Here is a 23,798-nt window from a genome sequence, read left to right on the forward strand (position 1 = left end):
CGTGGCCCGGCGCGCCGAGCCGCCCGTCCCGGGTCTGCTCGACCGGCGCGAGCCCCGGGTGCTCGGCGATTCTTGCGACCGCCGCGTGGCGCCCGAGCGCGGCCGCCGGCCGGCCGGGTCGTTCTACGGCTCGCGCCTGCGCTGGGCAGGGTGGATCGCCTGGGCGCTCGCAGCGTTCGCGGTCGTGCTGACCGTCGCGTGGCAGCGCCCCGAGCCCTTCGCCGCCGCGGTGCTGTGGGGCCTGTGCGGCGTCGGCTGCCGACGGTCAGCGCGCCTCGTGGAGGGTCCGCTCGGACCGGCCCGCGCGTTCGCGCTCCTCGGCCTCGTGGTCGCGCTCCTCGTGCTGCTGATCGTGGGCGCGGGCCTCGTCGCCCGGGGCGAGCGCGTGTGAGGCACCCGCCCCGGGACGGGCACGTCAGAGGGTGCGGGGCGCGCGGTCGAGGTTCGCGCGCAGCTCGTCGGCGTCCTGGCGTGCGACGTACGCCGGACGGTCGCGCTCGACGCGCCACGACTCCGCGAGCGGGCTCGTGTCGACGGCATCGAACCCCAGCTCGTCGTAGAACCGCACGACCCAGGCGGCGGCCTCGGGGAAGTCGCTCGCGGTCGCCAGCGCGCGGCGTCCCGGGGTGCCCGCGTGGGTCCCGTCGGTCGTGATATCCGTCGACCGGATGTGGTTGAACGCCTTGGCCACCTTCGACCCGGCCAGGTGCTCCTGGAGCAGGCCCGACGACGTGGCCTCACCCCGGTCGAGCGCCTCGACGTGCCCGTCGCGCTCCCAGTAGTAGTTGTTCGTGTCGAGGACGATCTTGCCGTCGAGCGGCTCGGCGGGGACGTCGCGGTACGCCCCGAAGGGCACCGCTACGACGGCGACGTCCGCGGCGCGCGCCGCCTCCTCGGCGGTCGCCGCCCGTGCCCGCGGACCCAGCTCGGCGACGAGGCCGTCGAGCGTCCGGGGGTCCCGCGAGTTCGCGATGACCACGTCGTAGCCGTGGGCGATCGCCGCCCGGGCGACCTGTGAGCCGATGTTGCCTGCGCCGATGATGCCGAGAGTCGTCATGGTCATCGACAACGCACCGGCGCGCCCGCTATTCCGGCGACCTCCCGGGCGGGGCGCCGTGTGGCATCCTGGCGTCCCAGGGGGTGCCCATGATCGATCCGATGGTCGCGACCTTCGTCATCCTGGCGCTCGCGGTCGTGGGCTTCATGACCAACCGGTTGCCGCTCGTGGTCGTCGCGCTCTTCGTCCCGGTGGCGCTCTGGGCGACGGGGGTGCTCCCGCTCGACGAGGCGCTGGGAGGGTTCAGCGACCCGATCGTGCTGTTCATCGCGTCGCTGTTCGTGCTCAGCGAGGCGCTGGACTCCACGGGGATCACCGCGTGGATCGGGCAGTGGCTCGAACGGCGCGCGTCCCTCGGCCGTGCCGGGCTGCTCGCGCTGATGGTCGGGGTCGCGGCGCTCCTCGCGGCGGTCATCAGCATCAACGGCGCGGTCGCGGCACTCCTCCCGGTCGCGGTCGTCGCGGCGGCGCGGGCCGGCATCGTCCCGTCGCGCATGCTCGTCCCGCTCGCGTTCGCCGCCGGCGCGGGATCGTTGCTGACGCTGACCGGCACGCCCGTGAACATCATCGTCTCCGAGGCGGCGGCCGAGGCGGGCGGCCGGGAGTTCGGCTACTTCGAGTTCGCCCTGGTGGGGATCCCTCTCGTGCTCGCCACGGCGGTGCTCGTCGTGACGCTCGGGGACCGGCTGCTCCCTGAGCGCGTCCCCGAGCACCTCGCCGACACGGCGACCGACCCCCGCGAGCGGGTGCGCTCGTGGCGGGAGAGCTACACCGCCGACCTGGAGACGGGGCGGCTGTTCACCGGCGGCACGGGGGTCGTCGAGGTGCTCATCGCGCCGCGCTCGACCCTGGTCGGGCGGACCGTCAGCCCCGGCATGACGACGCGGGACGAAGGCCTCGTCGTCGTCGCGCTCCGCCGCGGCGAGGGCCGGTCGACGGGCCCGGACACCGACACCCTCTCGGGGGCCATGACCCTCGAGCCCGGCGACGCCGTGCTCGTGCGCGGTCCCTGGGACGCGCTCCACCGCTACACGCAGTCGCCCGACGTCATCGCCGTCGACTCTTCCCGCAGCCTGCAGCGGGGAGTCCCTCTGGGTCGCGGCTGGCGCCGCTGCCTCGCGGTGCTCGTCGTGACGATCGTGCTGCTGGCGACCGGGGTCGTCCCGCCGGTGATCGCCGGCCTGCTCGCGGCGATGGCCCTCGTGCTCACCAAGGTCGTCACCGTCCCCCTAGGATTTCGCGCGATCTCGTGGGACACCGTCGTCCTGATCGCGGCGCTCATCCCGCTGTCGGCGGCCTTCGTCTCCTCGGGGGCGGCCGATGAGATCGCCGGGCTCGTGCTCGGACTCCTCGGAGACGGCTCCCCGCGCCTCGCGCTCCTCGTGGTGTGCATCCTCACGATCGTGCTCGGTCAGTTCATCTCGAACGTCGCGACGGTCCTCGTGATGGCCCCCGTCGCGGTGTCGTTCGCACAGACGCTCGGCGTGAGCCCGCAGCCGTTCATGATGGCGCTCACCGTCGCCGGGGCGGCGGCGTTCCTCACCCCGATCGCCACGCCGGTCAACCTCATGGTCCTGCAGCCGGGCGGCTACCGCTTCGGCGACTACTGGCGTCTCGGCCTGCCCCTCGCGCTCGTCTTCCTCGCCGCCGCGGTCCTGTACGTGCCGCTCGTCTGGCCGTTCTGAGAGCGGCACGCCGGGAACGTCGGGCCCACCCTGGCACGAGGACCGCGCACGTGGGACGGTTTACCGCGTCGCGCGTGCTCCTGCCCGCGGCGCCCTGGCAGACCGGACACGGGAGTCGGCATGGCGGAGAGCGCGAACGGTGGCGGCGAGACCTACGACGTCGTCGTGATCGGGGCTGGCTACTCGGGGCTGGCGATGCTCCACCACCTGCGGGAGACGGGGCTGTCGGTCCTCGTGGTGGACCGCGCCGACGGCGTCGGCGGGACCTGGTGGGCCAACCGCTACCCGGGGGTCCGCACCGACTCGGAGTACTTCGCCTACGCGTTCTCGTTCTCCACCGCGGTGCGCGACGAGTGGGACTGGACCGAGCGCTACCCCCGGGGCGAGGAGATCCGGGCGTACCTCGAGTTCGTCGCCGACCGGCTCGACCTGCGCCGGGACGTCCGGCTGGGCGCGACGGTCGAGCGGGCCGAGCGCTCGGAGGCCTCGAACCGGTGGGTGCTCACGCTCGCGGACGGCACGCGGCTGCGCGCGACCTACCTCGTGTCGGCGACCGGCCTGCTCTCGCAGCCGCTGTACCCCGACGTCCCGGGTCTGGCGACGTTCGCCGGGCCGGCGTACCACTCGGCCCGGTGGCCTCACGAGGGCGTGGACGTGTCCGGCAGGCGCGTGGGGATGATCGGCGTCGGGGCGTCCGGCATCCAGATGCTGCCCGAGCTGGCAGCCGAGGCCGCGCACGTCACGGTGTTCCAGCGCACCCCGAACTACGTCGTCGAGTCCACGAGCCCCGCCGTCACGCCGGAGGAGCTCGCGTGGTTGCGCGAGAACTACGACGACGTCTTCGACCGGGCCGCGAGGCACCCGTTCGGGGTGCCGATGGAGATCCCCACGCGCTCCGCCCTGGAGGTCGACGCCGAGGAGCGCCGTCGCGTGTTCGAGTCGCAGTGGGAGGCCGGCGGCTTCCACTTCGCCAACGAGTGCTTCACCGACCTGGTGTCGAGCCCGGAGGCGAGCGCGCTCGCGTCCGAGTTCGTCCGCGACAAGATCCGTCAGGTCGTCACCGACCCGCGGACCGCCGAGGCGCTCTGCCCGTCGACGTACACCTTCATGGGCAAGCGCCCGCCCACGGGTCACGGCTACTACGCGGCCTTCAACCGGGACAACGTCGAGCTCGTCGACGTGCTCGCGTCCCCGATCACGCAGATCACCCCGCACGGCGTGGTGGTCGGCGGCGTCGAGCACGAGGTCGACGTGCTCGCGCTCGCGACCGGCTTCGACGCCATGACGGGAGCACTGACGGCGTTCGACGTCGTGGGGAGCGAGGGGATCACGCTGCGGGAGCGGTGGGAGCGCGACGGGCTGCGCACCTACCTCGGGATCGCCGTCCACGGCTTCCCCAACTTCTTCATGTCGCTCGGCCCGCAGACGCCGCTCTCCAACCTCCCCGTCCCGGTCCAGCTCGGCGCGCAGTGGCTGCAGCGCGCGCTGACGTTCGCGCGCGAGAACGGCGTGGACCGGCTCGAGCCGACGCGAGCGGCGGAGGACTGGTGGCACGCGGAGACCGAGCAGGCCGCGCACGCGACCGTGATGTACGCGGAGGGCCGCAAGGCCGGCGCGTGGTTCCTCGGCGGCAACGTGCCCGGCAAGCGCGAGGAGATGGGCGTGTACCTCGGCGGCGGCCACGTCTACCAGGACCGGTGCGCCGAGGTCGAGGCGGAGGCCTACGCCGGTCTGCGGCCGGACGCGGACCTGCCCTCGGCGCACGTGCGGGGACCAGACCCGGAACCGGCCGAGGTCGCGTCCGCGGGCTGACGTGCCGTCGACGCGCGCCACGACGACGACGGTCCGCCACCTCGCGAGGTGACGGACCGTCGTCGGGCTGGTCGGGCTACCGATCAGATGTCGTAGTACAGCTCGAACTCGTGCGGGTGCGGGCGCAGACGGATCGGGTCGATCTCGTTGGTGCGCTTGTACTCGATCCACGTCTCGATGAGGTCGGGCGTGAAGACGTCACCCTGCGTGAGGTACTCGTGGTCGGCCTCGAGCGCGTCGAGGGCCTCGCCGAGCGACGCCGGGACCTGGGCGATCTGGGCGTGCTCCTCGGGCGGCAGCTCGTAGAGGTCCTTGTCGATCGGCTCCGGCGGCTCGATGCGGTTCTTGATGCCGTCGATGCCGGCGAGCAGCTGCGCGGCGAACGCGAGGTAGGGGTTCGCCGACGGGTCCGGCACGCGGAACTCGACGCGCTTGGCCTTCGCCGAGGAGCCCGTGACGGGGATGCGGATGCACGCGGAGCGGTTGCGCGCCGAGTACACGAGGTTGACCGGGGCCTCGTAGCCCGGGACCAGGCGGTGGTAGGAGTTCACCGAGGGGTTGGTGAACGCGAGCAGCGACGGCGCGTGCTTGAGCAGGCCACCGATGTACCAGCGGGCGAGGTCGGAGAGACCGCCGTAGCCCTTCTCGTCGAAGAACAGCGGCTCGCCGTTCAGCCACAGCGACTGGTGCGAGTGCATGCCCGAGCCGTTGTCGCCGAAGATCGGCTTCGGCATGAACGTGACGGACTTGCCGGCCTCGAAGCCGACGTTGCGGACGACGTACTTGAACTTCATGAGGTCGTCGGCCGCGTGCAGCAGCGTGTTGAAGCGGTAGTTGATCTCCTGCTGGCCGGCGGTGCCCACCTCGTGGTGCGCGCGCTCGACGTCGAGACCCACCTGGCCGAGCACGGCCACCATCTCGTCGCGCAGGTCCGCGAAGCGGTCCGACGGCGAGACGGGGAAGTAGCCACCCTTGTAGCGCGTCTTGTACGCGAGGTTGCCACCCTCCTCCTCGCGACCGGTGTTCCACGCGGCCTCGACCGAGTCGAGGTGGTAGAAGCTCGAGTGCTGGTTCGTCGCGAAGCGCGCCTCGTCGAAGAGGTAGAACTCGGCCTCGGGGGCGAAGTAGGCGATGTCGGCGATGCCGGTCGACGCGAGGTAGGCCTCGGCCTTCGCGGCGATGTTGCGGGGGTCGCGCGAGTACGGCTCGCCCGTGAACGGGTCGACGATGGAGAAGTTCACGACGAGCGTCTTGCGCTTGCGGAACGGGTCCACGAACGCGGTCTTGACGTCCGGCACGAGCTTCATGTCCGACTCGTGGATCGCCTGGAAGCCGCGGATCGACGATCCGTCGAACATCAGGCCGTCCTCGAACGCCGCCTCGTCGAACTGAGAGACGGGGATGTTGAAGTGCTGCATGATGCCGGGCAGGTCGCAGAACCGGACGTCGACGAACTCGACGCCCTCGTTCCGCGTGAAGGCGATTGCCTCCTCCGCGTTGTTGAACATCCGTTGCTCCTTGATCGGTGGTGCCGTCGGGCCGCGCGGCACGAGCCGCTGACGTGGCGCCCACGAACCTAGGCCGCGGCGGTTTCCCCGCCGTGTACCCATTGTTTCGGGCGTGTTACGTCCTGCGTCCCTGTGTGACGGTCGTGCTACGCGAGGCGCGACCGGCCCGTGCGGGCCGAGCGCCGTGACGCACAGTACCGTCGCGGACCCGTCGGGCGGCGCGGGCGTCCACGACCGGGCACGTACCCTGGAGCCGTGGTTTCACGCGAGGACATGGGTTCGTGGCTCGAGGGCACCCCGGGCGGCCGGCAGGAGGGCCGCGGTGCCCGGCTCGGGCTCCCGCCGGACGGCCCGGGCTCGCTCGCGACGGTCGGGCGGCGCGTCGTCGCGCTCGTGATCGACTGGACCCTCGCGACCCTCGTCGCCTACCTGTTCTTCCGCCCGTCCGCGCCCGGGTTCTTCGAGGGGATCTCCGCCCTGCCCGTGTGGTCGCAGCCGCTCGTGTTCGCGATCGAGAACGTGCTGCTCGTCAGCACGCTCGGGTTCACCGTCGGTCACCGGCTCCTCGGCATGCGCGTCCACCGGCTCGCGGCGCCCACGCGGATGGTCGGCGTCGGGCGCGCGCTCGTGCGCACGGCCCTCCTCCTGCTCGTCATCCCTGCGGTGGTCTGGGACTCCGACGGGCGGGGCCTGCACGACCGGGCCGCCGGGACCGTGCTCGTCCGCACCTGATCGACCGGGGTACCACCTCGAGCGCCCCGGGCACGACGACGCCCGGCCGGCGAGGAGGTGCTCCTCGCCGACCGGGCGTCGGCGGGCGGCGGCGACGGTCGCGATGAGCGGCCGTGGCGCCGTCAGCGGCCCTTCATGCCCTTGCGGTCCGGGCGGGCGCGCGTCGGGTCGATGCCCTTGGGGATCGGGAGGCGCGCCGCACCGAGAGCCCGCAGACGCTTGGAGACCTGCGCCGTCTCGGGCTTGGTGAGGGTCGGCTTGAGCTTCTGCACGGTCCGCGGCAGCTTCTGCAGAGCGACCTGGCCCTCCTCGTTGCCGACCTGGATCGTCGTCACCGGGACGTTCGGCAGGACGCGGGCCACGCGCTTGCGCTCGCTCTCGAGGAGCCGGTTCGCGCGGTGCGCCGGGCCCTCGCTGACGAGCACGACGCCCGCACGCCCGACGCCGCGGAACACGAGGTCCTGCGTGCGGGGGTCGATGGCGACGGGCTCCTCGTCGAAGGTCCAACCGCGGCGGATCGTGCCGAGCGCGGCGCGCGCGGCGCCCGGCTGGCCCTCGATCTGGCTGTAGGCGGCGCGCTCCGCGCGTCGGGTGAGGACGAACATCGCCCCGAGCAGCCCGAACGGGATGCCGACGATGAGCGTGTAGACCCACTGGCCCCACCACAGGCCGATGCCCACGGCGACCGCCACGATCCCGAGGAACACGCCGAGCATGATCCACGTGACCGCGGGGTCCTGCTTGCGCGTCATCTGGTACGCGGCCCACACCTGGTGGTACCAGCGCTGCTTCTTGGGCTTCTTCTGCTTGCCGACCTGCTCGCCGGCCGCGGGCGCGCCGGTGGCGTCGGAGTTCTTGCGGGCCATGGTCCCTCAGTCTAGTGCGGTCCGCGGGCGAGGAGGCTCGCGGCCTCCTGGCGCGAGGTGGTGGGCTCGGCGAGGTGCGCGAGCGCTGCCGGGATCTCCATGCCGCGGCGCGTCATCGCCTGACCCCACAGGCGGCCCGCACGGTAGGACGAGCGCACGAGCGGACCCGACATGACGCCGAGGAACCCGATCTCCTCGGCCGCGTCCGAGAGCTCGACGAACTCCTCCGGCCTGACCCACCGGTCGACCGGGTGGTGGCGAAGCGACGGCCGCAGGTACTGCGTGATGGTCACGAGGTCGCACCCCGCGTCGTGCAGGTCCTGCAGGGCGTCCTTCGCCTCGGCGATCGTCTCGCCCATGCCGAGGATGATGTTGGACTTCGTCACGAGGCCGGCCTCGCGGGCCCGGGTGAGCACGGAGAGCGAGCGCTCGTACCGGAAGCCGGGCCGGATCTGCTTGAAGATGCGCGGCACGGTCTCGAGGTTGTGGGCCAGGACCTCGGGCCGCGAGCCGTTGACCTCGTCGAGCAGCTCGGGGATCGCGTTGAAGTCCGGGATGAGCAGCTCGACGCCGGTGCCGGGGTTGAGCGCGTGGATCTGGCGGACGGTCTCCGCGTAGAGCCAGGCGCCGCCGTCGGGCAGGTCGTCCCGGGCCACGCCCGTGATGGTCGAGTAGCGCAGGCCCATCGCCTGCACCGACTCGGCGACGCGGCGCGGCTCGTCGGCGTCGAAGTCCGCCGGCTTGCCCGTGTCGATCTGGCAGAAGTCGCAGCGTCGGGTGCACTGGTCGCCACCGATGAGGAACGTCGCCTCACGGTCCTCCCAGCACTCGAAGATGTTCGGGCAGCCCGCCTCCTCGCAGACCGTGTGCAGCCCTTCGCGCTTGACCAGTCCCTTGAGCTCGGAGTACTCGGGGCCCATGGTCGCGCGGGTCTTGATCCACTCGGGCTTCTTCTCGATCGGCGTCGCGGCGTTGCGGGCCTCGACCCGCAGCATGCGCCGGCCTTCTGGTGCGATCGTCACGGGTGTCTCCCGGTCGTCGTGGCGGGTGAGCGCCGGCGTCCGACCGCGAGCGGTCAGGAGGGCGCCTCGCCGGTGGGCGCGACGCCCGGTACGACGCCGGACTGAGGTCAGCGTACGGCAGCCCCTGCACCCGCTCCCGTCCCGCGACCAGCACGTGGACGTGACGTCAGCGACATCCCGGACGCGAGGAGGAGCGTCCCCGCGACGACGGGGACGGCGAAGGCCGCGGTCGTGGTGACGGACTCCGCGAGCAGGCCCGCGCTCGTCGCCCCGAGGGCGACGCCGACGACGTTCGCGCTCGCGACGAGCGTCATCGCCGCCGCGGTCCGCCCGGCTGGGGCGCGCCGTCCGGCGACGGTGAAGACCGTGACCATGACGGGGCCGACGAACAGCCCGACGACCGCGACCGCCCCGACCACGAGGGGCAGCGAGCCGGTCGACGCCGCTCCGAGGAGAGCGAGGGCGCTCACCAGGAGCCCGCCGGAGAACGCCGTCCACCGGCCGGCCTGCGACCACCGGTCGGGCAGCGCGACGACCGAGAGCGCCGTGACGGCCGACCCGACGCCCATCACCGCGTACACGAGCCCGGCCAGGTCCGGGGCGCCGACGTCGCGCGTCAGGGCGGTGAGCGACGCCTGGGTGCCGCCGAACACCAGCCCCATGGCGACCATCCCCACGACGGCGACGGCCTCGCGCCGCACGAGGCGCAGCGCGGCGCGTGGCCCGGTCGAGGCGCTCTCGGGTTCCGCCCCCGGCCGCGCCGCTCCCGGTCGCTCCGGTCCGGCGTCGCGTGGTGCCGTCCGGCCCCGGGAGCCAGTGCGCGCCGTCGGGTGCAGCGCGAAGGCCGTGCCGGCGACGACGACGAGCGCGGCCGCGACGAGCATCGCCGTGCGCGGCGAGCCGACCGCCGCCAGCACGCCGACCAGCGCCGGGCCGAGCACGAAGCTCAGCTCGTCCGCGGTGCTCTCGTAGCTCATCGCCGCCGACAGGCTGCGGGGCTCGTCGTCGGTCAGGGCGAACCAGCGGACGCGGGCGAGGGGCCCGACCTGCGGCACGGACGCCCCGACGAGCGTCGCAGCGACGAGCACGACGCCGACCGAGCCGGACGACGCCGCGCTCGCGGCGAGCAGCGCGAGGACGGCGATCCCCGCGAGCGGCGCGCAGACCAGGACGACGCGGCGCTGCCCGACGCGGTCGGCCACCGCGCCCTGCGTGGGCCCGCCGACGGCGGTGCCGAGCGCCGTCGCGGCCGACGCGAGGCCGCCCAGGCCGACGGAGCCCGTCGTCTGGGTGACGAGCAGCAGCGTGCCGATCGTCAGCATGGAGAACGGCAGTCGCGCGAGGAGGGTGTCATGCGGTGTCCAGGGTCGACCGGTCGCGCGCCGACCCACCCGTACTCCGGAGCGCAAGACGTCCCTGAGCCACCAGGATAACGCGGGGGAGTGCGCTACCCGGCGGCGAGCGCCGCAGAACCCATCGTGGCCGTGGCCGTGGCCGTGGCCGAGGCCGGGTCCGCGGGACCCGCGGTGCCGGCGGCCGTGGCGGCGCGGAGCGGGGCGAGCGCGGTCTCCAGGGCCGGGACCAGCACGGGCGCGACGTCGGCGAGCGTGAGCGTCCGGCCGAGCTCCGCGGTGAGCGAGGTCACGTCGGCGTCCTCGATGCCGCACGGCACGATCCGGTCGAAGCGCGCCAGGTCCGGGTCGCAGTTCAGCGCGAGGCCGTGCATGGTGACGCCGCGGGCCACCCGGACGCCGATCGCGCAGACCTTGCGCTCACGCCGGGTCGCGTCGGCCCGGAACCACACGCCGCTCCGGCCGTCGACGCGCGTCGTGGCGAGGCCCAGGCCGGCGCACACGGCCATGACGGCGTCCTCGAGCGCCCGGACGTACGCGACGACGTCGACCGGCTCCGCGAGCCGGACGATCGGGTAGACGACCTGCTGCCCGGGCCCGTGCCACGTGATCTTCCCGCCCCGGTCGACGTCGACGACGGGCGTGCCGTCGTCCGGGCGGTCGGTGCGGTTCGTGCGACGACCCGCCGTGTACACGTCCGGGTGCTCCACGAGGATCAGCGTGTCCTCGCGCGCACCGGAGGCGACGGCGTCGTGCACCGAGCGCTGGAGCTCCCACGCCTCGTGGTAGTCCGTCCGGCCCGGCAGGGTGAGCACGTCCATCGGGCCAGGCTAGCCGTCGTCGCCCGGTGCGCGGGGCGCTGTGGGCAAGGTCTCGAGCATCGCGAGCAGGAGCGTGCGCAGGGCGTCGACCTGGTCGTCGTCGAGGCCGCGCGTCGCGAGGTCCTCGGCGGGACGACGGCGGGCGGCGGTGAGACCCGCGTCACGACCGGTGTCCGTGATCGCGACGACCCGGCGGCGCCGGTCCTGCGGGTCGCCCGTGCGCGTGACGTATCCCGAGCGCTCCAGGCGCGCGACGATGCGGCTCATCGTCTGCTCCGTCACGCCCGAGTCGGCGGCGAGCTCCCGCTGCGAGCGGGGTCCGCCCAGCAGGTGCATGAGGACGGGGAAGCCGGCGTGGTTGAGGTCCCACTGCCCGAGGTGGGCGTTCCACGACCGCTCGATGCGGCGGGCGACGGCGAACAGGATCCGGCCCGTGGGCCACTCCGCCGGGTCGGAGGACGCGGGGTCGGGGGACGCGGGGTCGGCGAAGGCCGGGTCGGCGTCCGACCCGGCGGCACGGCGCACGGCCGGTGTCTCCACGTGCATTCCTCCCTCGGACATGGCACCATTCCTCAGCATGCTGAGCAACAGGACGAGCGGGATCCTCCGCGGGCTGATCATTGTCGCAGTCATCGGTGTGTGGATGGCCATCGGCGCGCTCGGGGGACAGGCGCAGGGGAAGCTCAGCACCGTCCAGACCAACGACGCCGCGGCCTTCCTCCCCGCGAGCGCCGAGTCCACGCAGGCCGCCGAGCTCGCGGACGACTTCGTGGACACGGAGTCGCTCCCCGCGCTCGTCGTCGCCTCGACGGGCGACGGGTCGGCGCTCGCCGCGGACGATCTCGCCGCGCTCGAGGCGTACGCCGCGGCCGTGCCGGACGCGGAGCTCGAGGGCACGTCGGGCGACGAGCCGCGCACCGTCGGCGACGTGTCCACGGCGGACCCGGTCGTCGTGCCGTCGGAGGACGGGGAGGCGGCGCTCGTCGTGGTCTCGCTCGACGCCGCCGTCGCCTCCGACCGCGTGGGCGCCGACGAGGACAGCGTGAGCGAGCTCGCCGTCGGGGCCCTGCGCGACCTGGCCGCCGCCGACGCCGCCGACGGGGGGCTCGCCGGCACGGACCTCGAGGTCTACGTCACCGGGCCGGCGGGCTTCGTGGCCGACCTGGTCACCGCGTTCGGCGGGATCGACACGGTCCTGCTCCTCGTCGCCCTCGGCGCCGTGCTCGTCATCCTGGCGATCGTCTACCGCTCGCCCGTCCTGCCGTTCCTCGTCATCCTCACCGCGGTGCTCGCCCTGACGCTCGCCGGCCTCGTCGTCTACCACCTGGCCGCGGCGGACGTCCTCACGCTCAACGGGCAGTCGCAGGGCATCCTGTCGATCCTCGTCGTCGGCGCCGCGGTCGACTACTCGCTGCTCGTCGTGGCGCGGTACCGGGAGGAGCTGCGGCACGTGCGCTCGACCGTCACCGCGCTGCGCCGTGCCGTCCGCGCCTCCGTCGAGCCGATCGCCGCGAGCGCGGGCACGGTGATCGCGGGGCTCCTGTGCCTCCTGCTGTCCGACCTCGCCTCGAACCGCAGCCTCGGCCCCGTCGCCGCGATCGGGATCGCGGCGGCGTTCGTCGCGGCGCTCACGCTGCTGCCCGCGCTGCTGCTCATCGCCGGCCAGCGCTCGCGCGCGCTGTTCTGGCCGCGCATGCCGCGGTACGCGGGCGACCACGCGCTGCCCCAGGACGCCGTGGCGACGCCGGGCACGGGTGCCGCCGTCGGCTCCTCGCCGCTCGCCCGTGAGTCCGCCCCGGCCCCGGCCCGTGCGCCGGCGGCGTCGTCCGAGGACAGCGTGAGCGTCGAGGGCCACGGCGTCTGGTCGCGCGTCGCGAGCTTCGTCGGGCGCCACGACCGTCGCGTGTGGATCGCCACGGCCGTCGTGCTCGCCGCGTGCGCGGCGTTCGTCCCGACCCTGGACGCCGACGGCACCGGGGACTCGGAGGTCTTCCTCACCCAGGTCGACTCCGTCGACGGCGAGGAGGTCCTCACCGAGCACTTCGAGGGCGTCTCCGCGCAGCCCGCCATCGTCGTCGCCCCCGAGGCCGACGTGCAGGCCGTCGTGGACGCCGCAGAGGCGACCGACGGTGTGGCCTCGGCGAGCCCCGTGACCGACCAGCCGGCCCCCGCGCCGGGAGCACCCGCCCAGGGCGACCCGCTCGTGGTCGACGGCCAGGTGCGGGTCGACGTGACGACGGACGCGCCGTCGGACAGCCAGGAGGCCGTCGAGACGGTGTCCGCGCTGCGCGACGCGGTGCACGACGTCTCGCCCGAGGCCGTCGTCGGCGGCGCGGCCGCCGAGCGGCTCGACACGCAGCTCGCCGGTCAGCGGGACCTGCGGATCATCGTCCCGGTCGTGCTCGTCGTGATCCTGCTCATCCTCATCCTGCTGCTGCGCTCGATCCTGGCGCCCGTGCTGCTCATGGCGGCCAACGTGCTGTCGTTCGGCGCCGCGCTCGGTGTCGCCGCGCTCGTGTTCAACCACGTCCTCGACTTCCCCGGGGCGGACCCGGCCGTGCCGCTCTACGCGTTCTGCTTCCTCGTGGCCCTCGGCGTGGACTACTCGATCTTCCTCATGACACGCGTGCGCGAGGAGAGCCTCCAGGTCGGGACCCGGCGCGGCGTGCTGCGCGCGCTGGCCGTCACGGGGTCCGTCATCACCTCCGCCGGCGTGGTGCTCGCGGCCACCTTCGCGGCGCTCGGGATCATCCCGCTGCTGTTCCTCGCCCAGCTCGCCTTCATCGTGGCGTTCGGGGTGCTCGTGGACACGCTCGTCGTGCGCAGCCTGCTCGTCCCGGCGCTCGTGCACGACGTGGGGCGGCGCTCGTGGTGGCCCAGCGCGCTCGGCCGCACCGACGGTGGCGCCCGAGAGCGGGACGAGCCGGTGGAGCCCGCTGCCCCGGCAGCGCCGGCGGGGCACGCCGCGGGCTGAGGTCGGGGGCTACCCCGCGGGGACGGGCTCGGCGGGGCAGTCCGCGAGGACGCGCTCCATCGCCTCGGCCTCGGACGGCGTGACCGACAGCCCGTACTCCGCCTTCACCGCGATCTGCCGCGCGACGTACGGGCAGCGGAACGCGTGGTTCGGCGGGAGCCAGGCGGAGGCGTCGCGCGCGCCCTTCGCCTGGTTCGACGGTCCGTCCGAGGCCAGGAGGTTGAGCGGGTCGTTCGCGAAGCGCGTGCGCGTCGCCTCGTCCCAGGCGCGAGCGCCCTTGCGCCAGGCGTCGAGCAGCGGCACCACGTGGTCGATCTGCACGGCGGCGCTCGTCGCGTTGCCGCGGCGGAACGCGATCGTCTCCCCGGTGTACGGGTCGTGGAAGGTCCCGGTGCGGACCTCGCACGGTTCGCCGCGCGTCGAGAACGTGAGGTCCGTGAGGTCACGCGCGAGGACGTCGTTGCGCGTGTCGCACCCGTTGTCGTCGACGTCGACCCACGCGCTGCCGAACTCCGACCGCGCGTAGCCGGTGTCGGGTCCGGGCCCCTTGACCTCGAGCCCCGCGAGCACGGCCAGCGCCGTGCCGTCCCGCGGTGCGGCGTCCGGCGCGTCGACGGCGGCCGACCGCTCGCCGAGCACGTTGGCGAGGACGATGAGGAGGGCCAGCGCGACGAGCACGTAGCGCAGGGCGATGCGTCGAGGAACCCGACGGCTCGTGGTGCTCAAGGGACGACCTTCCCGAATCCGATCCTCTACCCCCGCGCGCAGGACCCGCACGCAGTACACCAATCCGGACCAACGCGCACATTCTGCCAGGTCCGGACGCATGGTCCGACCGCGTCCCGGAGGACCCGCACGGGCACCGGAGCGCGGGCCCCGCGGCCCGGACGGGACGGCCCGGGCGGCGCGCACCGCGCCGCTACTGTGGTCGCATGGTCAGCGCAGCACGTCCGCTCAGGGTCGGCATCGTCGGGTACGGGGGAGCGGGGCGGGGGATCCACGCGCGGCTCGTGCGGGAGGCGGGCCACGTCGTGACCGCCGTCGTGGTGCGGTCGCCCGAGCGGCGCGCGGCCGCGTCGGAGGACTGGCCCGGCGTGCACCTGCACGACGACCTCGACGCCCTCGTGGCCGACCGCGACGCCTACGACGTGGTCGTCGTGGCGAGCCCGACGTCGCTGCACGCCGAGCACGCGACGGCACTCGCGCGAGGGGGCCTCCCGGTGGTCGTCGACAAGCCGCTCGCCCTCGACACGGCGTCGGCACGGGACGTCGTCGAGGTCGCGGAGGCAGCCGGGACGCCCCTCACCGTGTTCCAGAACCGGCGCTGGGACCCGGAGCAGCTGACGCTGCGCCAGGTGCTCCGCCGGGGCGAGCTCGGGGTCGTGCACACGTTCGAGCGCCGCTGGGAGCGGTGGCGACCGGTGCCCCAGCAGCGGTGGAAGGAGAACGACCCCGTCGGGGGCGGCCTCCTCCTCGACCTCGGCCCCCACCTGGTGGACTCGGCGACGCAGCTCTTCGGGCCCGTGACCTCGGTGTGGGCGGAGCTGCGGTCCCTGACGACCCCGACCGAGGACGACGTCTTCCTCGTGCTGCACCACGCGCCCGACGCCGCCGGCCACGCGGTCGTCAGCCGGCTCTGGGCCGGGTCGGTCGTCGGTGCGCCGGGTCCGCGCACCCGGGTCCTCGGGTCGGCGGGGGCGTACGTCGTGACGACCTTCGAGAACGACGCGTCCCCGTTCGAGGTCTTCGACGACGCCGCGCCGGCGGGCTCCGAGGGCTGGCTCACGCACGGACGCGAGCGCGCCGCCGTGGAGCGGGCCCCCGGTGGCCATGCGGACTTCTACCGCGCCGTGGCGTCGTGGGTCCTCGAGGACGGCCCGGTGCCGGTCGACCCGCGCGACGCGGTCCGGACCGCGGAGGTGCTCGACGCGGCGCGGCGCAGCGACGCCGAGGGCCGCCGGATCGACGTGTGACGGGTCGACGGGGCGGAGCGCCGTGCGCTCGGCCTGTGGACAACCGGTGCCGGTGGTCCCGGGCACGGTGAGATGGACCATGCCCGTCGCGCCGTCGTCCGCCACCGAGCCCTCGACCGTCTCGGAACGCGTCGTCGAGTCGCTCGCCGCCGCAGGATGGCGGACCAGGTCCCGGCCGGGCGTCCCCGGCGGTCTCCTCGCGCGCGACCCGTCCGGCGTGGAGTGCACGGTCGACGTCGTGACGGTCCCGGGCGAGCACGGTGCTCGGGCCGCGCTGGTCGAGCACCTGCAGGGGCTCGCCGCGGGCGAGGAGCACCTCGTCGCCGTGCGGGCGGTCGTCGAGACGGGGGACGGCCGGCTCGCCGTGCTCCGCGACCACGTCGACGGCCTGCGCCTCGACGAGCTCGCCGCGGCACGGGGCCCCTTCGAGGCCGGGGAGGCGGTGACCGTCCTCGTCCCGGTCGCCCAGGCGCTCGCGGCGCTGCACCGGACGGGCCGGGTGCACGGGGCGCTCGACGCGCGGTCGGTCGTCGTGTCCCCGGACGGCCGCGCGGCGGTCCGGCCGCCGCTCGTCCCGTACGACGGCACGGCGCCCGACGACGTGCGCGACCTCGCCCGTCTCGTGCTCGGGCTGGTCCCGCCGCCGGCGTCGAGCCACCCGACGTCCGCGACGGCTCCTGCGGGCACGGCGGAGGCCGAGGCGCTGGCCGCGCTGCACCGCGAGCTCGTCGTGGCGCTGCGCGAGGACCCGGCGGCTCGTCCTGCCGCAGGGACGTTCGCGGCCCGCTGCTACGACGCGGTCGAGCCGAGCCCCGTCGCGATGCCCGACCCGGCACGACTCGTCGCGGCGGCCCTCGGAGGTCGTCGCCGCTCCGCCGGTCCCGGCGCCCGCGGCCAGACCGCGGTGCCGAGCCGGGCGGCGTCCCGTGGGGCCCGGTCCGGGGCGGGGACGCCGCGGCGGGGCGGCGGGGCGGCGCGGTCCGTGCTGACTGCCGCAGGCGTCCTCGCGGGCTGCGCCGTGCTCGTCGCCGTCCTGCTCCAGGTCACCGGGACGCCGGAGGTCGGGGGGCAGGAAGGGCGCAGTGCCGCGACGGGCGCGGTGAGCGACCCCACCACCGACCGGGGCGACCCGCTCGGGGCCGCGCGCGAGCTGACGGTCCGGCACCTGGCGCTCGTCACCGGGGGCGGCGGCGACCTCGCGGCGGTGGTCGTCCCGGGGTCGCCCGCGGAGACGAGCGAGCAGGGGCTCCTGGCCGAGCTCGAGGACACTGTCGTGCTCGACGCGGAGGTGGAGGTGTTCGACGCGCGCCACGCCGTCTCGCGAGCCTCCCCGTCCCCGACGCCGGGGCCGACGTCGCGGCCGCCGGACGAGGCGCACGTCGAGGTCGACTACGCGGTGGGCGCGCACCGTCAGCGCACGCCGGACGGCGAGGTCCAGGTCGCCGCGACGCCGCGCGCGACCGTCGCCCTCGTCCTGCGCTGGACGGCCCAGGGCTGGCGGGTCGCCGAGGTGCGCCTCTGAGCGGGGCGGCTCTGGGCGGTGCGGCTCAGCCCTCGACGACCGACCGTGCTGCGGCGTCGAGACCGGGATCGGCGAACCGGAACCCGCTCGCCTCCAGCACGGTCGGCAGCGCCCGCTGGGAGCCGAGGATGTCGGACGCGAGCTCGCCGAGGGCGATCTTCAGCGCGAACGAGGGCACCGCCACGACCGCCGGACGGTGCAGCGCGCGCGCGAGGGACGCCGTGATCTCGGCGTTGGTCGCGGGCAGCGGCGCGCACAGGTTCACCGGGCCGTGCACGGGTGCGGTGAGCAGGTGGCGCAGGGCGGCGACCTCGTCGCGCAGGGTGATCCAGCTCCAGTACTGCCGACCCGAGCCGAGGCGTCCCCCCACCCCGAGCCTCAGGAGCGGCAGGAGGCGGCCCAGCGCACCGCCCTCCGGGGACAGGACGATCCCCGTGCGCGCGTGCACGACGCGGACCCCGGCGTCCTCTGCGGGCGCCGTCGCCGCCTCCCACTCGCGCACGAGCCGCGCGAGGAAGCCGTCGCCCGAGGCCGAGGTCTCGGTGAGGACCTGCGCACCGCGGTCGCCGTAGTAGCCGATCGCCGAGCCCTGCACCCAGACGGGGACGGGGCGGTCGAGACCCGCGAGGGTCCGGGCGAGCAGGCCCGTCGTGCGCGTGCGGGACGTCACGAGCGTCCGCTTGTACTCCGTGGTCCAGCGGTGGTCGGCGATGCCCGCGCCCGCGAGGTTGACGACCGCGTCCGCGCCCTCGAGGGCGGCGGGGTCGAGGATCCCCGCGTCCGGGTCCCACTGGCGCTCGTCGCTCGTCTGCGGGGGGCGCCGCACGAGCCGGCGCACGTGGTGGCCGTCCTCGCGCAGCCGTTCGAGCAGCTCGCCGCCGATGAGACCGTGCGAGCCGGCCACCACGATGTCCATGGGTCCACGGTACGGGGCGTGGCCGCTCGCGCGCAGCGGCGCGCCCCACGCGCCGAGGGCCCCCGACCGGTGCGGTCGGAGGCCCTCGGCGGGATGCGGCGTCAGCGCACGAGCGTGCCGGTCAGAGACCGACCTCGGACTCGAACGCGCCCTCCTCGATCCGGTTCTTGATCGAGGTGAGGAAGCGCGCGGCGTCGGCGCCGTCGACCAGGCGGTGGTCGTACGACAGGAAGATGAAGCACGTCGAGCGGATGCCGATCGTGTCGTTCCCGTCCGCGTCCGTCACCACGGCCGGGCGCTTCGTGATGGTGCCCGTGCCGAGGATCGCGACCTGCCCGACCGGGACGATCGGCGTGTCGAAGACGGCGCCGCCCGATCCGGTGTTGGTGATGGTGAACGTCCCGCCCGCGAGCTCGTCGGGCCCGACCTTGTTGGCCCGGGTGCGAGCGCCGAGGTCGGCGATCTTGCGCGCGATGCCGGCGAGGTTGAGGTCGCCCGCGTCCTTGATCACCGGGACCACGAGACCACGCTCGGTGTCGACCGCGATGCCCACGTTCTCCTGGCCGTGGTACGTGATCTCGTCCTCGGCGAAGGTGGCGTTGATCTTCGGGTACGCCTTGAGCGCCTCGACCGCGGCGAGCGTGAAGAACGGCAGGAACGTGAGGTTCGCGCCCTCGCGCGCCTTGAAGTCCGCCTTCGCACGGTTGCGCAGCGCGGCGACGCGGGTCACGTCGACCTCGACCGCGGTCGTGAGCTGCGCCTGGGTGCTGAGCGCCTCGACCATGCGGCTCGCGACGAGCTTGCGCAGCCGGCTCGTCTTCTCCGTGGTGCCGCGCAGCGGCGACACGGCGGGGACGGACGGCTTCTTCGGTGCCGAGGGCGCCTTCTCCGCGGCGGCCGGTGCCGCCGCCGAGGCCTTGGCCTCCTCGGCCTTGCGCGCCGCCTCGAGGACGTCCTCCTTGCGGACACGGCCTCCGACACCGGTGCCGGTCACGGTCGACAGGTCCACGCCCTTGTCGGCCGCGAGCTTGCGCACGAGCGGCGTGAGGTAGGTGCCGCCGGCCTTCGCCGCCGGCGCCGGGGTCGCACCCGGTGCGGAAGGTGCCTCCTGCGCGGGCCTCGCCGGCTCGGACGGAGCGCTCGTGGCGGGCGCCTCCTCCTGGGCCGCCTGCGCGGGGACGTCCGCCTCGCTCGCCGGGGTCTGCGCCTCGACCGGGCTCTGCGCCGACTGCTCCTCGTGCTTCGGCGTCTCCTGCGGCTGCGCCTCCTGCTGAGGGGCCTCCTGCGGGGACGCCTCCTGCTGAGGTGCCTCCTGCGCCGCGGCCGGGGCCGCGCCCGAGCCGACGATCGCGAGGACCGCGCCGACCTCGACCGTCTCGTCCTCCTGGACGAGGATCTGCTGGACGGTGCCCGCGACGGGCGACGGGACCTCGGTGTCGACCTTGTCGGTCGAGACCTCGAGCAGCGGCTCGTCGACCTCGACGCTGTCGCCGACGGACTTGAGCCAGCGCGTGACGGTGCCCTCGGTGACGGACTCGCCGAGCGCCGGGAGCTTGATCTCCTCACCGCCCGAACCGCCCGCGGGAGCAGGCTCAGCGGACTGCGCGGGCGCCTCCTGCGCCGGGGCCTCCTGCGCGGCGGGAGCGGGGTCCTCGGCCTGCGGGGCCGGCTCCTCGGCCGGCTTCTCCTCGGCCGCCGGCTCCTCGGCCTGCGCGGGCGCGGCCGAGCCGCCGCCCTCGCCGGAACCGATGACGGCCAGGTTCGCGCCGACCTCGACGGTCTCGTCCTCCTGGACGAGGATCTGCTCGAGGACGCCCGCGACGGGGGAGGGGATCTCGGTGTCGACCTTGTCGGTGGACACCTCGAGCAAGGGCTCGTCGACCTCGACGGTGTCGCCGACGGACTTGAGCCAACGGGTGACGGTGCCCTCGGTGACGGACTCGCCGAGTGCCGGCATCTGCACGTTCTCAGACATGACCTGCCTGGTCTCCTTCGATCGTTGGGGGTCAGTTGTGGGCGTGCAGAGGCTTGCCGGCAAGTGCCAGGTGCGCCTCTCCGAGTGCCTCGTTCTGGGTGGGATGGGCGTGGACCAGGGTGGCGACGTCCTCGGGGTACGCCTCCCAGCCCACGATGAGCTGCCCCTCGCCGACGAGCTCGCCGACGCGCGCACCGATCATGTGCACGCCGACGACGGGCCCGTCCTTGCGACGGACGAGCTTCACGAAGCCGCTCGTCCCGAGGATCTTGCTCTTGCCGTTGCCCGCGAGGTTGTACTCGAGGGCCTCGACGGCGTCGGACCCGTAGGTCTCGCGCGCGTCGGCCTCGGTGAGCCCGACGGACGCGACCTCGGGCTCGCAGTAGGTGACGCGCGGGATGGACGACTCGACGATCGGCGTCGGCTCCAGGCCGGCGATCTGCTCGGCCAGGAAGATGCCCTGCGCGAAACCGCGGTGGGCGAGCTGCAGGCCGGGGACGATGTCGCCCGCGGCCCAGACGTTGCCGACCCCGGTGTGCAGGCGCTCGTCGACGACGACGAAGCCGCGGTCGAGCCTGACGCCCTGCTCCTCGTAGCCGAGGTCGGCCGTGCGAGGCCCGCGGCCGACGGCCACCAGCAGCAGCTCGGCGTCGAAGGTCTTCCCGGACTCGAGCGTGACGGTGACCCCCGAGTCGGTCTCCTTGACGCCCGCGAACCGGTCGCCGAGCGAGAACGCGATGCCGCGCTTGCGGAACGCGCGCTCGAGGGACTTGGACAGCGCCACGTCCTCGTTCGGGACGAGGTGGGGCAGCGCCTCGACGATCTGCACCTCGGCGCCGAAGGAGCGCCAGACGCTCGCGAACTCGACGCCGATGACGCCGCCGCCGAGCACGACCACCGACGACGGCACACGGTCGAGCCCGAGCGCCTGGTCCGAGGTGATGACGCGGCCACCGATCTCGAGGCCGGGCAGCGTGCGGGAGTACGAGCCGGTGGCGAGGACGACGTGGCGACCGGTGTAGCGCGTGCCGTCGACCTCGACGGTGTCCGGCCCGACCAGGCGACCGTGGCCCTCGACGTACGTGATGCCGCGCGACGCGACGAGTCCCTGCAGGCCCTTGTAGAGGCCCGCGACGACACCGTCCTTGTAGTCGTTCACCCCGCCCATGTCGACGCCGTCGAACGTGCTGCGGATGCCGAAGCGTGAACCCTCGCGGGCGCCGTCGGCCAGCTCTGCCGCGTGCAGCAGGGCCTTGGTGGGGATGCAGCCGTTGTGCAGGCACGTCCCGCCCAGCTTGCCCGACTCGACGAGCGCGACGTCGAGGCCGAGCTGGGCGGCCCGCAGCGCGGTGGCGTAGCCGGCGCTGCCTCCGCCCAGGACGACGACGTCGAATGGTGTGCCGGGTTCGGCCACGTGTGCGACTCCTTCAGCGAGGGGAGAGCGGTGTCGGACGTCCACGGCACGACGACGGGCCGACGGGACCGGTGGGTCCCGGCCCACGGTACGTGAACGTTCTCCGGAGCCATCTTGGCACCTCGGGCACCGCGCCCCCAATCGAGGGCGGCCCCGACGGCTGTGACGATGGAGACAGGACCCGGGGGCGGGCCCGCCGTCGGCGTCGCCCGGCGCGCACCCGGGGAACCCTCCAGCACCGCGCTGTACCCTGCCGGTGTGTCCCGGCTCTCACGACTGTTCTCCCGTCGTCCGACCACGAGCTCGGCCGCGGCCTCGTCCCCGGCAGCCTCCTCGGACGCCCGCAGGGCGACCCTCGCGCACCTGCAGGACTTCGTCCGCACGCGCGTCGGCGTCGAGGCGTACGTCGAGCCCCCGACGCAGGACACGGGCGCCACGCTCCTGCTCATCGCGACGACGGGGGAGTGGACGCGCCGGCGCGTCCCGGACGAGCGGACGGCGTTCGACGTGGCGGGCTCGCTCGGCGTCCCCGTCTACAACGTGCGGTTCACGGGGTACCCGCAGCGCATGCGGGACTGGAACTCGCGCCAGCGTCGGCGCTGACGCCGGCGCGAGTCCCCGGGCCTCAGCGTGCTGCGCGGCCCTCGACGAGCGAGAGCAGCGTGCGTACCGCGACGCCGGTCCCGCCGACGGGCGTGTAGCCGTGCGCGGAGCCCTCGTTGAACGCGGGTCCCGCGATGTCGAGGTGCGCCCACGGCGTCTTGCCGACGAACTCCTGGAGGAACAGGCCCGCGACGAGCATGCCCCCGAACCGGTCGCCGATGTTCGCGAGGTCGGCGACCTTCGACTTCAGGGAGGCCCCGAGCTCCTCGGGCAGCGGCATCGGCCAGAACTGCTCGCCCGCGGCGCCCGCGGCCGCGACGACCTCGGACCGCACGGCGTCGGTCCCCATCACGGCGGACACGCGGTTGCCGAGCGCGACCATCTGCGCGCCGGTGAGCGTCGCGACGTCGAGCACGACGTCCGGCTTCTCCTCGACGGCCGCGACGAGGCCGTCGGCCATGACGAGGCGGCCCTCCGCGTCGGTGTTGAGGACCTCGACCGTCTTGCCGCCACGGATCGTGATGACGTCGGACGGCCGCTGCGCCGCGCCCGACGGCATGTTCTCCGCGAGACAGAGCCAGCCGGTCACGGCGACGGGCAGGCCCAGGCGGGCCGCGGCGACGACCGTGCTGAGGACGGCGGCGGCACCCGCCATGTCGGACTTCATGGCCTCCATGCCCTTCGCGGGCTTGATGGAGATGCCGCCCGAGTCGAACGTGATGCCCTTGCCGACGAGCGCGACCTTGGCGGCCGGGCGCGAGGGGGAGTACGACACCTTGACCAGGCGCGGTCCGCGCGTCGATCCCTGGCCGACGCCCACGAGGCCGCCGTACCCACCGGCGGCGAGCGCCTTGTCGTCGAGGACCGTGACCTTCAGCCCCTTGGCCCCGGATCCCTTCACGGCCTGCTTGGCCGCGTCGGCGAAGGCCTCGGGGTAGAGGTCGTTCGGTGCCGCGTTGACGAGGTCGCGCGTGGCGTTGACGGCGTCGGCGACGACGCGCGCACGCTCGACGGCGGTCCGCACGGCGGCGCTGCGGGCGTTCCCCGCCAGCACCTCGATCCTCGCCACGGGCTGCGCGGACGGTGCGCTCGCGGCCTCGCCCGTGCGGTACCGCGCGAAGGCGTACGCACCGAGCAGCGCGCCCTCCGCGACGGCCGCGACGTCGGCGTCGTCCTCCACGGGCAGCGCGATCGCCACGGACTCCGTGCCGGCGAGCGCCCGCACCGCGGCACCGGCGGCGCGGCGCAGCGCCTCGGCGTCGAACGTGCCGTCGGCGCGGCGGGCGCCGAGCCCGACCAGCACGAGGACGTCGGCGGCGAGCTCGGCCCCGGCGGGGACCTTGCGCACCTCGTCGGCGGCACCGGTGATGCCGAGCGCGGGAGCGAGGTCCTCGAGGCCGCCGACGACCGTGCGGGGCAGGTCGCCCCCGACGATCGCGACGCCGTCCGACGACGTGTGGGTGCCGACGACGAGCACGTCGACCTTGGCACCGGCGGGATTCTTGCTGGAGACGGTCAGTTCAGCCACACCGGCGATGCTAACCCCGCGACCGGGGGGATTCCGCC

The 23,798-nt window shown here is 74.2% G+C and carries 20 protein-coding genes; 8 read left to right on the forward strand and 12 right to left on the reverse strand.

Annotated elements, in window-relative coordinates; genetic code table 11:
• The first annotated feature begins 1 nt into the window (after window position 1).
• Window positions 2–391, forward strand: coding sequence for a hypothetical protein (locus ACWPWV_RS14025; protein WP_454043571.1), 390 nt, complete (start codon window positions 2–4; stop codon window positions 389–391).
• Window positions 392–415: 24 nt separating this feature from the next.
• Here ACWPWV_RS14025 and ACWPWV_RS14030 read toward each other — a convergent pair whose 3' ends face one another.
• Window positions 416–1,057, reverse strand: coding sequence for an NADPH-dependent F420 reductase (locus tag ACWPWV_RS14030; protein WP_454044549.1), 642 nt, complete (start codon window positions 1,055–1,057; stop codon window positions 416–418).
• An 89-nt stretch (window positions 1,058–1,146) separates the two neighbouring features.
• Here ACWPWV_RS14030 and ACWPWV_RS14035 point away from each other — a divergent pair, with 89 nt between their 5' ends.
• On the forward strand, window positions 1,147–2,742 hold the full coding sequence (locus ACWPWV_RS14035) for an SLC13 family permease (protein ID WP_454043572.1): 1,596 nt from the start codon (window positions 1,147–1,149) through the stop codon (window positions 2,740–2,742).
• Window positions 2,743–2,862: 120 nt separating this feature from the next.
• Window positions 2,863–4,554 (forward strand): flavin-containing monooxygenase, encoded by a 1,692-nt coding sequence (locus ACWPWV_RS14040; RefSeq protein ID WP_454043573.1) that lies wholly within the window; start codon window positions 2,863–2,865, stop codon window positions 4,552–4,554.
• Window positions 4,555–4,637: 83 nt separating this feature from the next.
• On the opposite strand, the gene glnA is transcribed toward ACWPWV_RS14040, so the two are convergent.
• Complete coding sequence (gene glnA, locus ACWPWV_RS14045) at window positions 4,638–6,062, reverse strand: type I glutamate--ammonia ligase (RefSeq protein WP_454043574.1); 1,425 nt, start codon at window positions 6,060–6,062, stop codon at window positions 4,638–4,640.
• A gap of 255 nt (window positions 6,063–6,317) precedes the next feature.
• Here glnA and ACWPWV_RS14050 point away from each other — a divergent pair, with 255 nt between their 5' ends.
• On the forward strand, window positions 6,318–6,794 hold the full coding sequence (locus ACWPWV_RS14050) for an RDD family protein (protein ID WP_454043575.1): 477 nt from the start codon (window positions 6,318–6,320) through the stop codon (window positions 6,792–6,794).
• Window positions 6,795–6,916: 122 nt separating this feature from the next.
• Here ACWPWV_RS14050 and ACWPWV_RS14055 read toward each other — a convergent pair whose 3' ends face one another.
• The 5 genes from ACWPWV_RS14055 to ACWPWV_RS14075 all read right to left on the reverse strand — a co-directional run bounded on the left by ACWPWV_RS14055 (window position 6,917) and on the right by ACWPWV_RS14075 (window position 11,395).
• Window positions 6,917–7,660, reverse strand: coding sequence for a DUF4191 domain-containing protein (locus ACWPWV_RS14055; RefSeq protein WP_454043576.1), 744 nt, complete (start codon window positions 7,658–7,660; stop codon window positions 6,917–6,919).
• An 11-nt stretch (window positions 7,661–7,671) separates the two neighbouring features.
• Window positions 7,672–8,682, reverse strand: a complete 1,011-nt coding sequence (lipA, locus tag ACWPWV_RS14060; RefSeq protein WP_454043577.1) for a lipoyl synthase — start codon at window positions 8,680–8,682, stop codon at window positions 7,672–7,674.
• A gap of 107 nt (window positions 8,683–8,789) precedes the next feature.
• Window positions 8,790–10,004, reverse strand: coding sequence for an MFS transporter (locus tag ACWPWV_RS14065; RefSeq protein WP_454043578.1), 1,215 nt, complete (start codon window positions 10,002–10,004; stop codon window positions 8,790–8,792).
• 125 nt (window positions 10,005–10,129) lie between these two features.
• Window positions 10,130–10,855, reverse strand: coding sequence for a lipoyl(octanoyl) transferase LipB (gene lipB, locus ACWPWV_RS14070; RefSeq protein ID WP_454043579.1), 726 nt, complete (start codon window positions 10,853–10,855; stop codon window positions 10,130–10,132).
• A 9-nt stretch (window positions 10,856–10,864) separates the two neighbouring features.
• Window positions 10,865–11,395: a MarR family winged helix-turn-helix transcriptional regulator gene (locus ACWPWV_RS14075; protein WP_454043580.1), complete on the reverse strand. Its 531-nt coding sequence runs from the start codon at window positions 11,393–11,395 to the stop codon at window positions 10,865–10,867.
• A gap of 37 nt (window positions 11,396–11,432) precedes the next feature.
• Between ACWPWV_RS14075 and ACWPWV_RS14080 the strand changes: the two genes are divergently transcribed.
• Window positions 11,433–13,829, forward strand: a complete 2,397-nt coding sequence (locus ACWPWV_RS14080) for an MMPL family transporter (RefSeq protein ID WP_454043581.1) — start codon at window positions 11,433–11,435, stop codon at window positions 13,827–13,829.
• 9 nt (window positions 13,830–13,838) lie between these two features.
• On the opposite strand, the gene ACWPWV_RS14085 is transcribed toward ACWPWV_RS14080, so the two are convergent.
• The gene (locus tag ACWPWV_RS14085) at window positions 13,839–14,555 is read right to left on the reverse strand and encodes an HNH endonuclease family protein (RefSeq protein WP_454043582.1); all 717 of its coding nucleotides are present in this window, start codon (window positions 14,553–14,555) and stop codon (window positions 13,839–13,841) included.
• Between the two features lie 206 nt (window positions 14,556–14,761).
• On the opposite strand from ACWPWV_RS14085, the gene ACWPWV_RS14090 reads away from it, so the two are divergent.
• Window positions 14,762–15,802, forward strand: coding sequence for a Gfo/Idh/MocA family protein (locus tag ACWPWV_RS14090; protein ID WP_454043583.1), 1,041 nt, complete (start codon window positions 14,762–14,764; stop codon window positions 15,800–15,802).
• 79 nt (window positions 15,803–15,881) lie between these two features.
• Window positions 15,882–17,324: a hypothetical protein gene (locus ACWPWV_RS14095; RefSeq protein ID WP_454043584.1), complete on the forward strand. Its 1,443-nt coding sequence runs from the start codon at window positions 15,882–15,884 to the stop codon at window positions 17,322–17,324.
• Between the two features lie 25 nt (window positions 17,325–17,349).
• On the opposite strand, the gene ACWPWV_RS14100 is transcribed toward ACWPWV_RS14095, so the two are convergent.
• The 3 genes from ACWPWV_RS14100 to lpdA form a co-directional block, all read right to left on the reverse strand.
• Window positions 17,350–18,240: a TIGR01777 family oxidoreductase gene (locus tag ACWPWV_RS14100; RefSeq protein ID WP_454043585.1), complete on the reverse strand. Its 891-nt coding sequence runs from the start codon at window positions 18,238–18,240 to the stop codon at window positions 17,350–17,352.
• A gap of 121 nt (window positions 18,241–18,361) precedes the next feature.
• The gene (gene sucB, locus ACWPWV_RS14105) at window positions 18,362–20,215 is read right to left on the reverse strand and encodes a 2-oxoglutarate dehydrogenase, E2 component, dihydrolipoamide succinyltransferase (protein ID WP_454043586.1); all 1,854 of its coding nucleotides are present in this window, start codon (window positions 20,213–20,215) and stop codon (window positions 18,362–18,364) included.
• Between the two features lie 31 nt (window positions 20,216–20,246).
• Complete coding sequence (gene lpdA, locus ACWPWV_RS14110; protein WP_454043587.1) at window positions 20,247–21,629, reverse strand: dihydrolipoyl dehydrogenase; 1,383 nt, start codon at window positions 21,627–21,629, stop codon at window positions 20,247–20,249.
• 258 nt (window positions 21,630–21,887) lie between these two features.
• Between lpdA and ACWPWV_RS14115 the strand changes: the two genes are divergently transcribed.
• Window positions 21,888–22,232 (forward strand): oxidoreductase, encoded by a 345-nt coding sequence (locus tag ACWPWV_RS14115; protein ID WP_454043588.1) that lies wholly within the window; start codon window positions 21,888–21,890, stop codon window positions 22,230–22,232.
• Window positions 22,233–22,254: 22 nt separating this feature from the next.
• Here the strand turns inward: ACWPWV_RS14115 and ACWPWV_RS14120 are convergent, their stop codons facing one another.
• Window positions 22,255–23,760: a leucyl aminopeptidase gene (locus ACWPWV_RS14120; protein WP_454043589.1), complete on the reverse strand. Its 1,506-nt coding sequence runs from the start codon at window positions 23,758–23,760 to the stop codon at window positions 22,255–22,257.
• Between the last annotated feature and the right edge of the window lie 38 nt (window positions 23,761–23,798).

Source organism: Cellulosimicrobium sp. Marseille-Q8652, assembly GCF_965112045.1.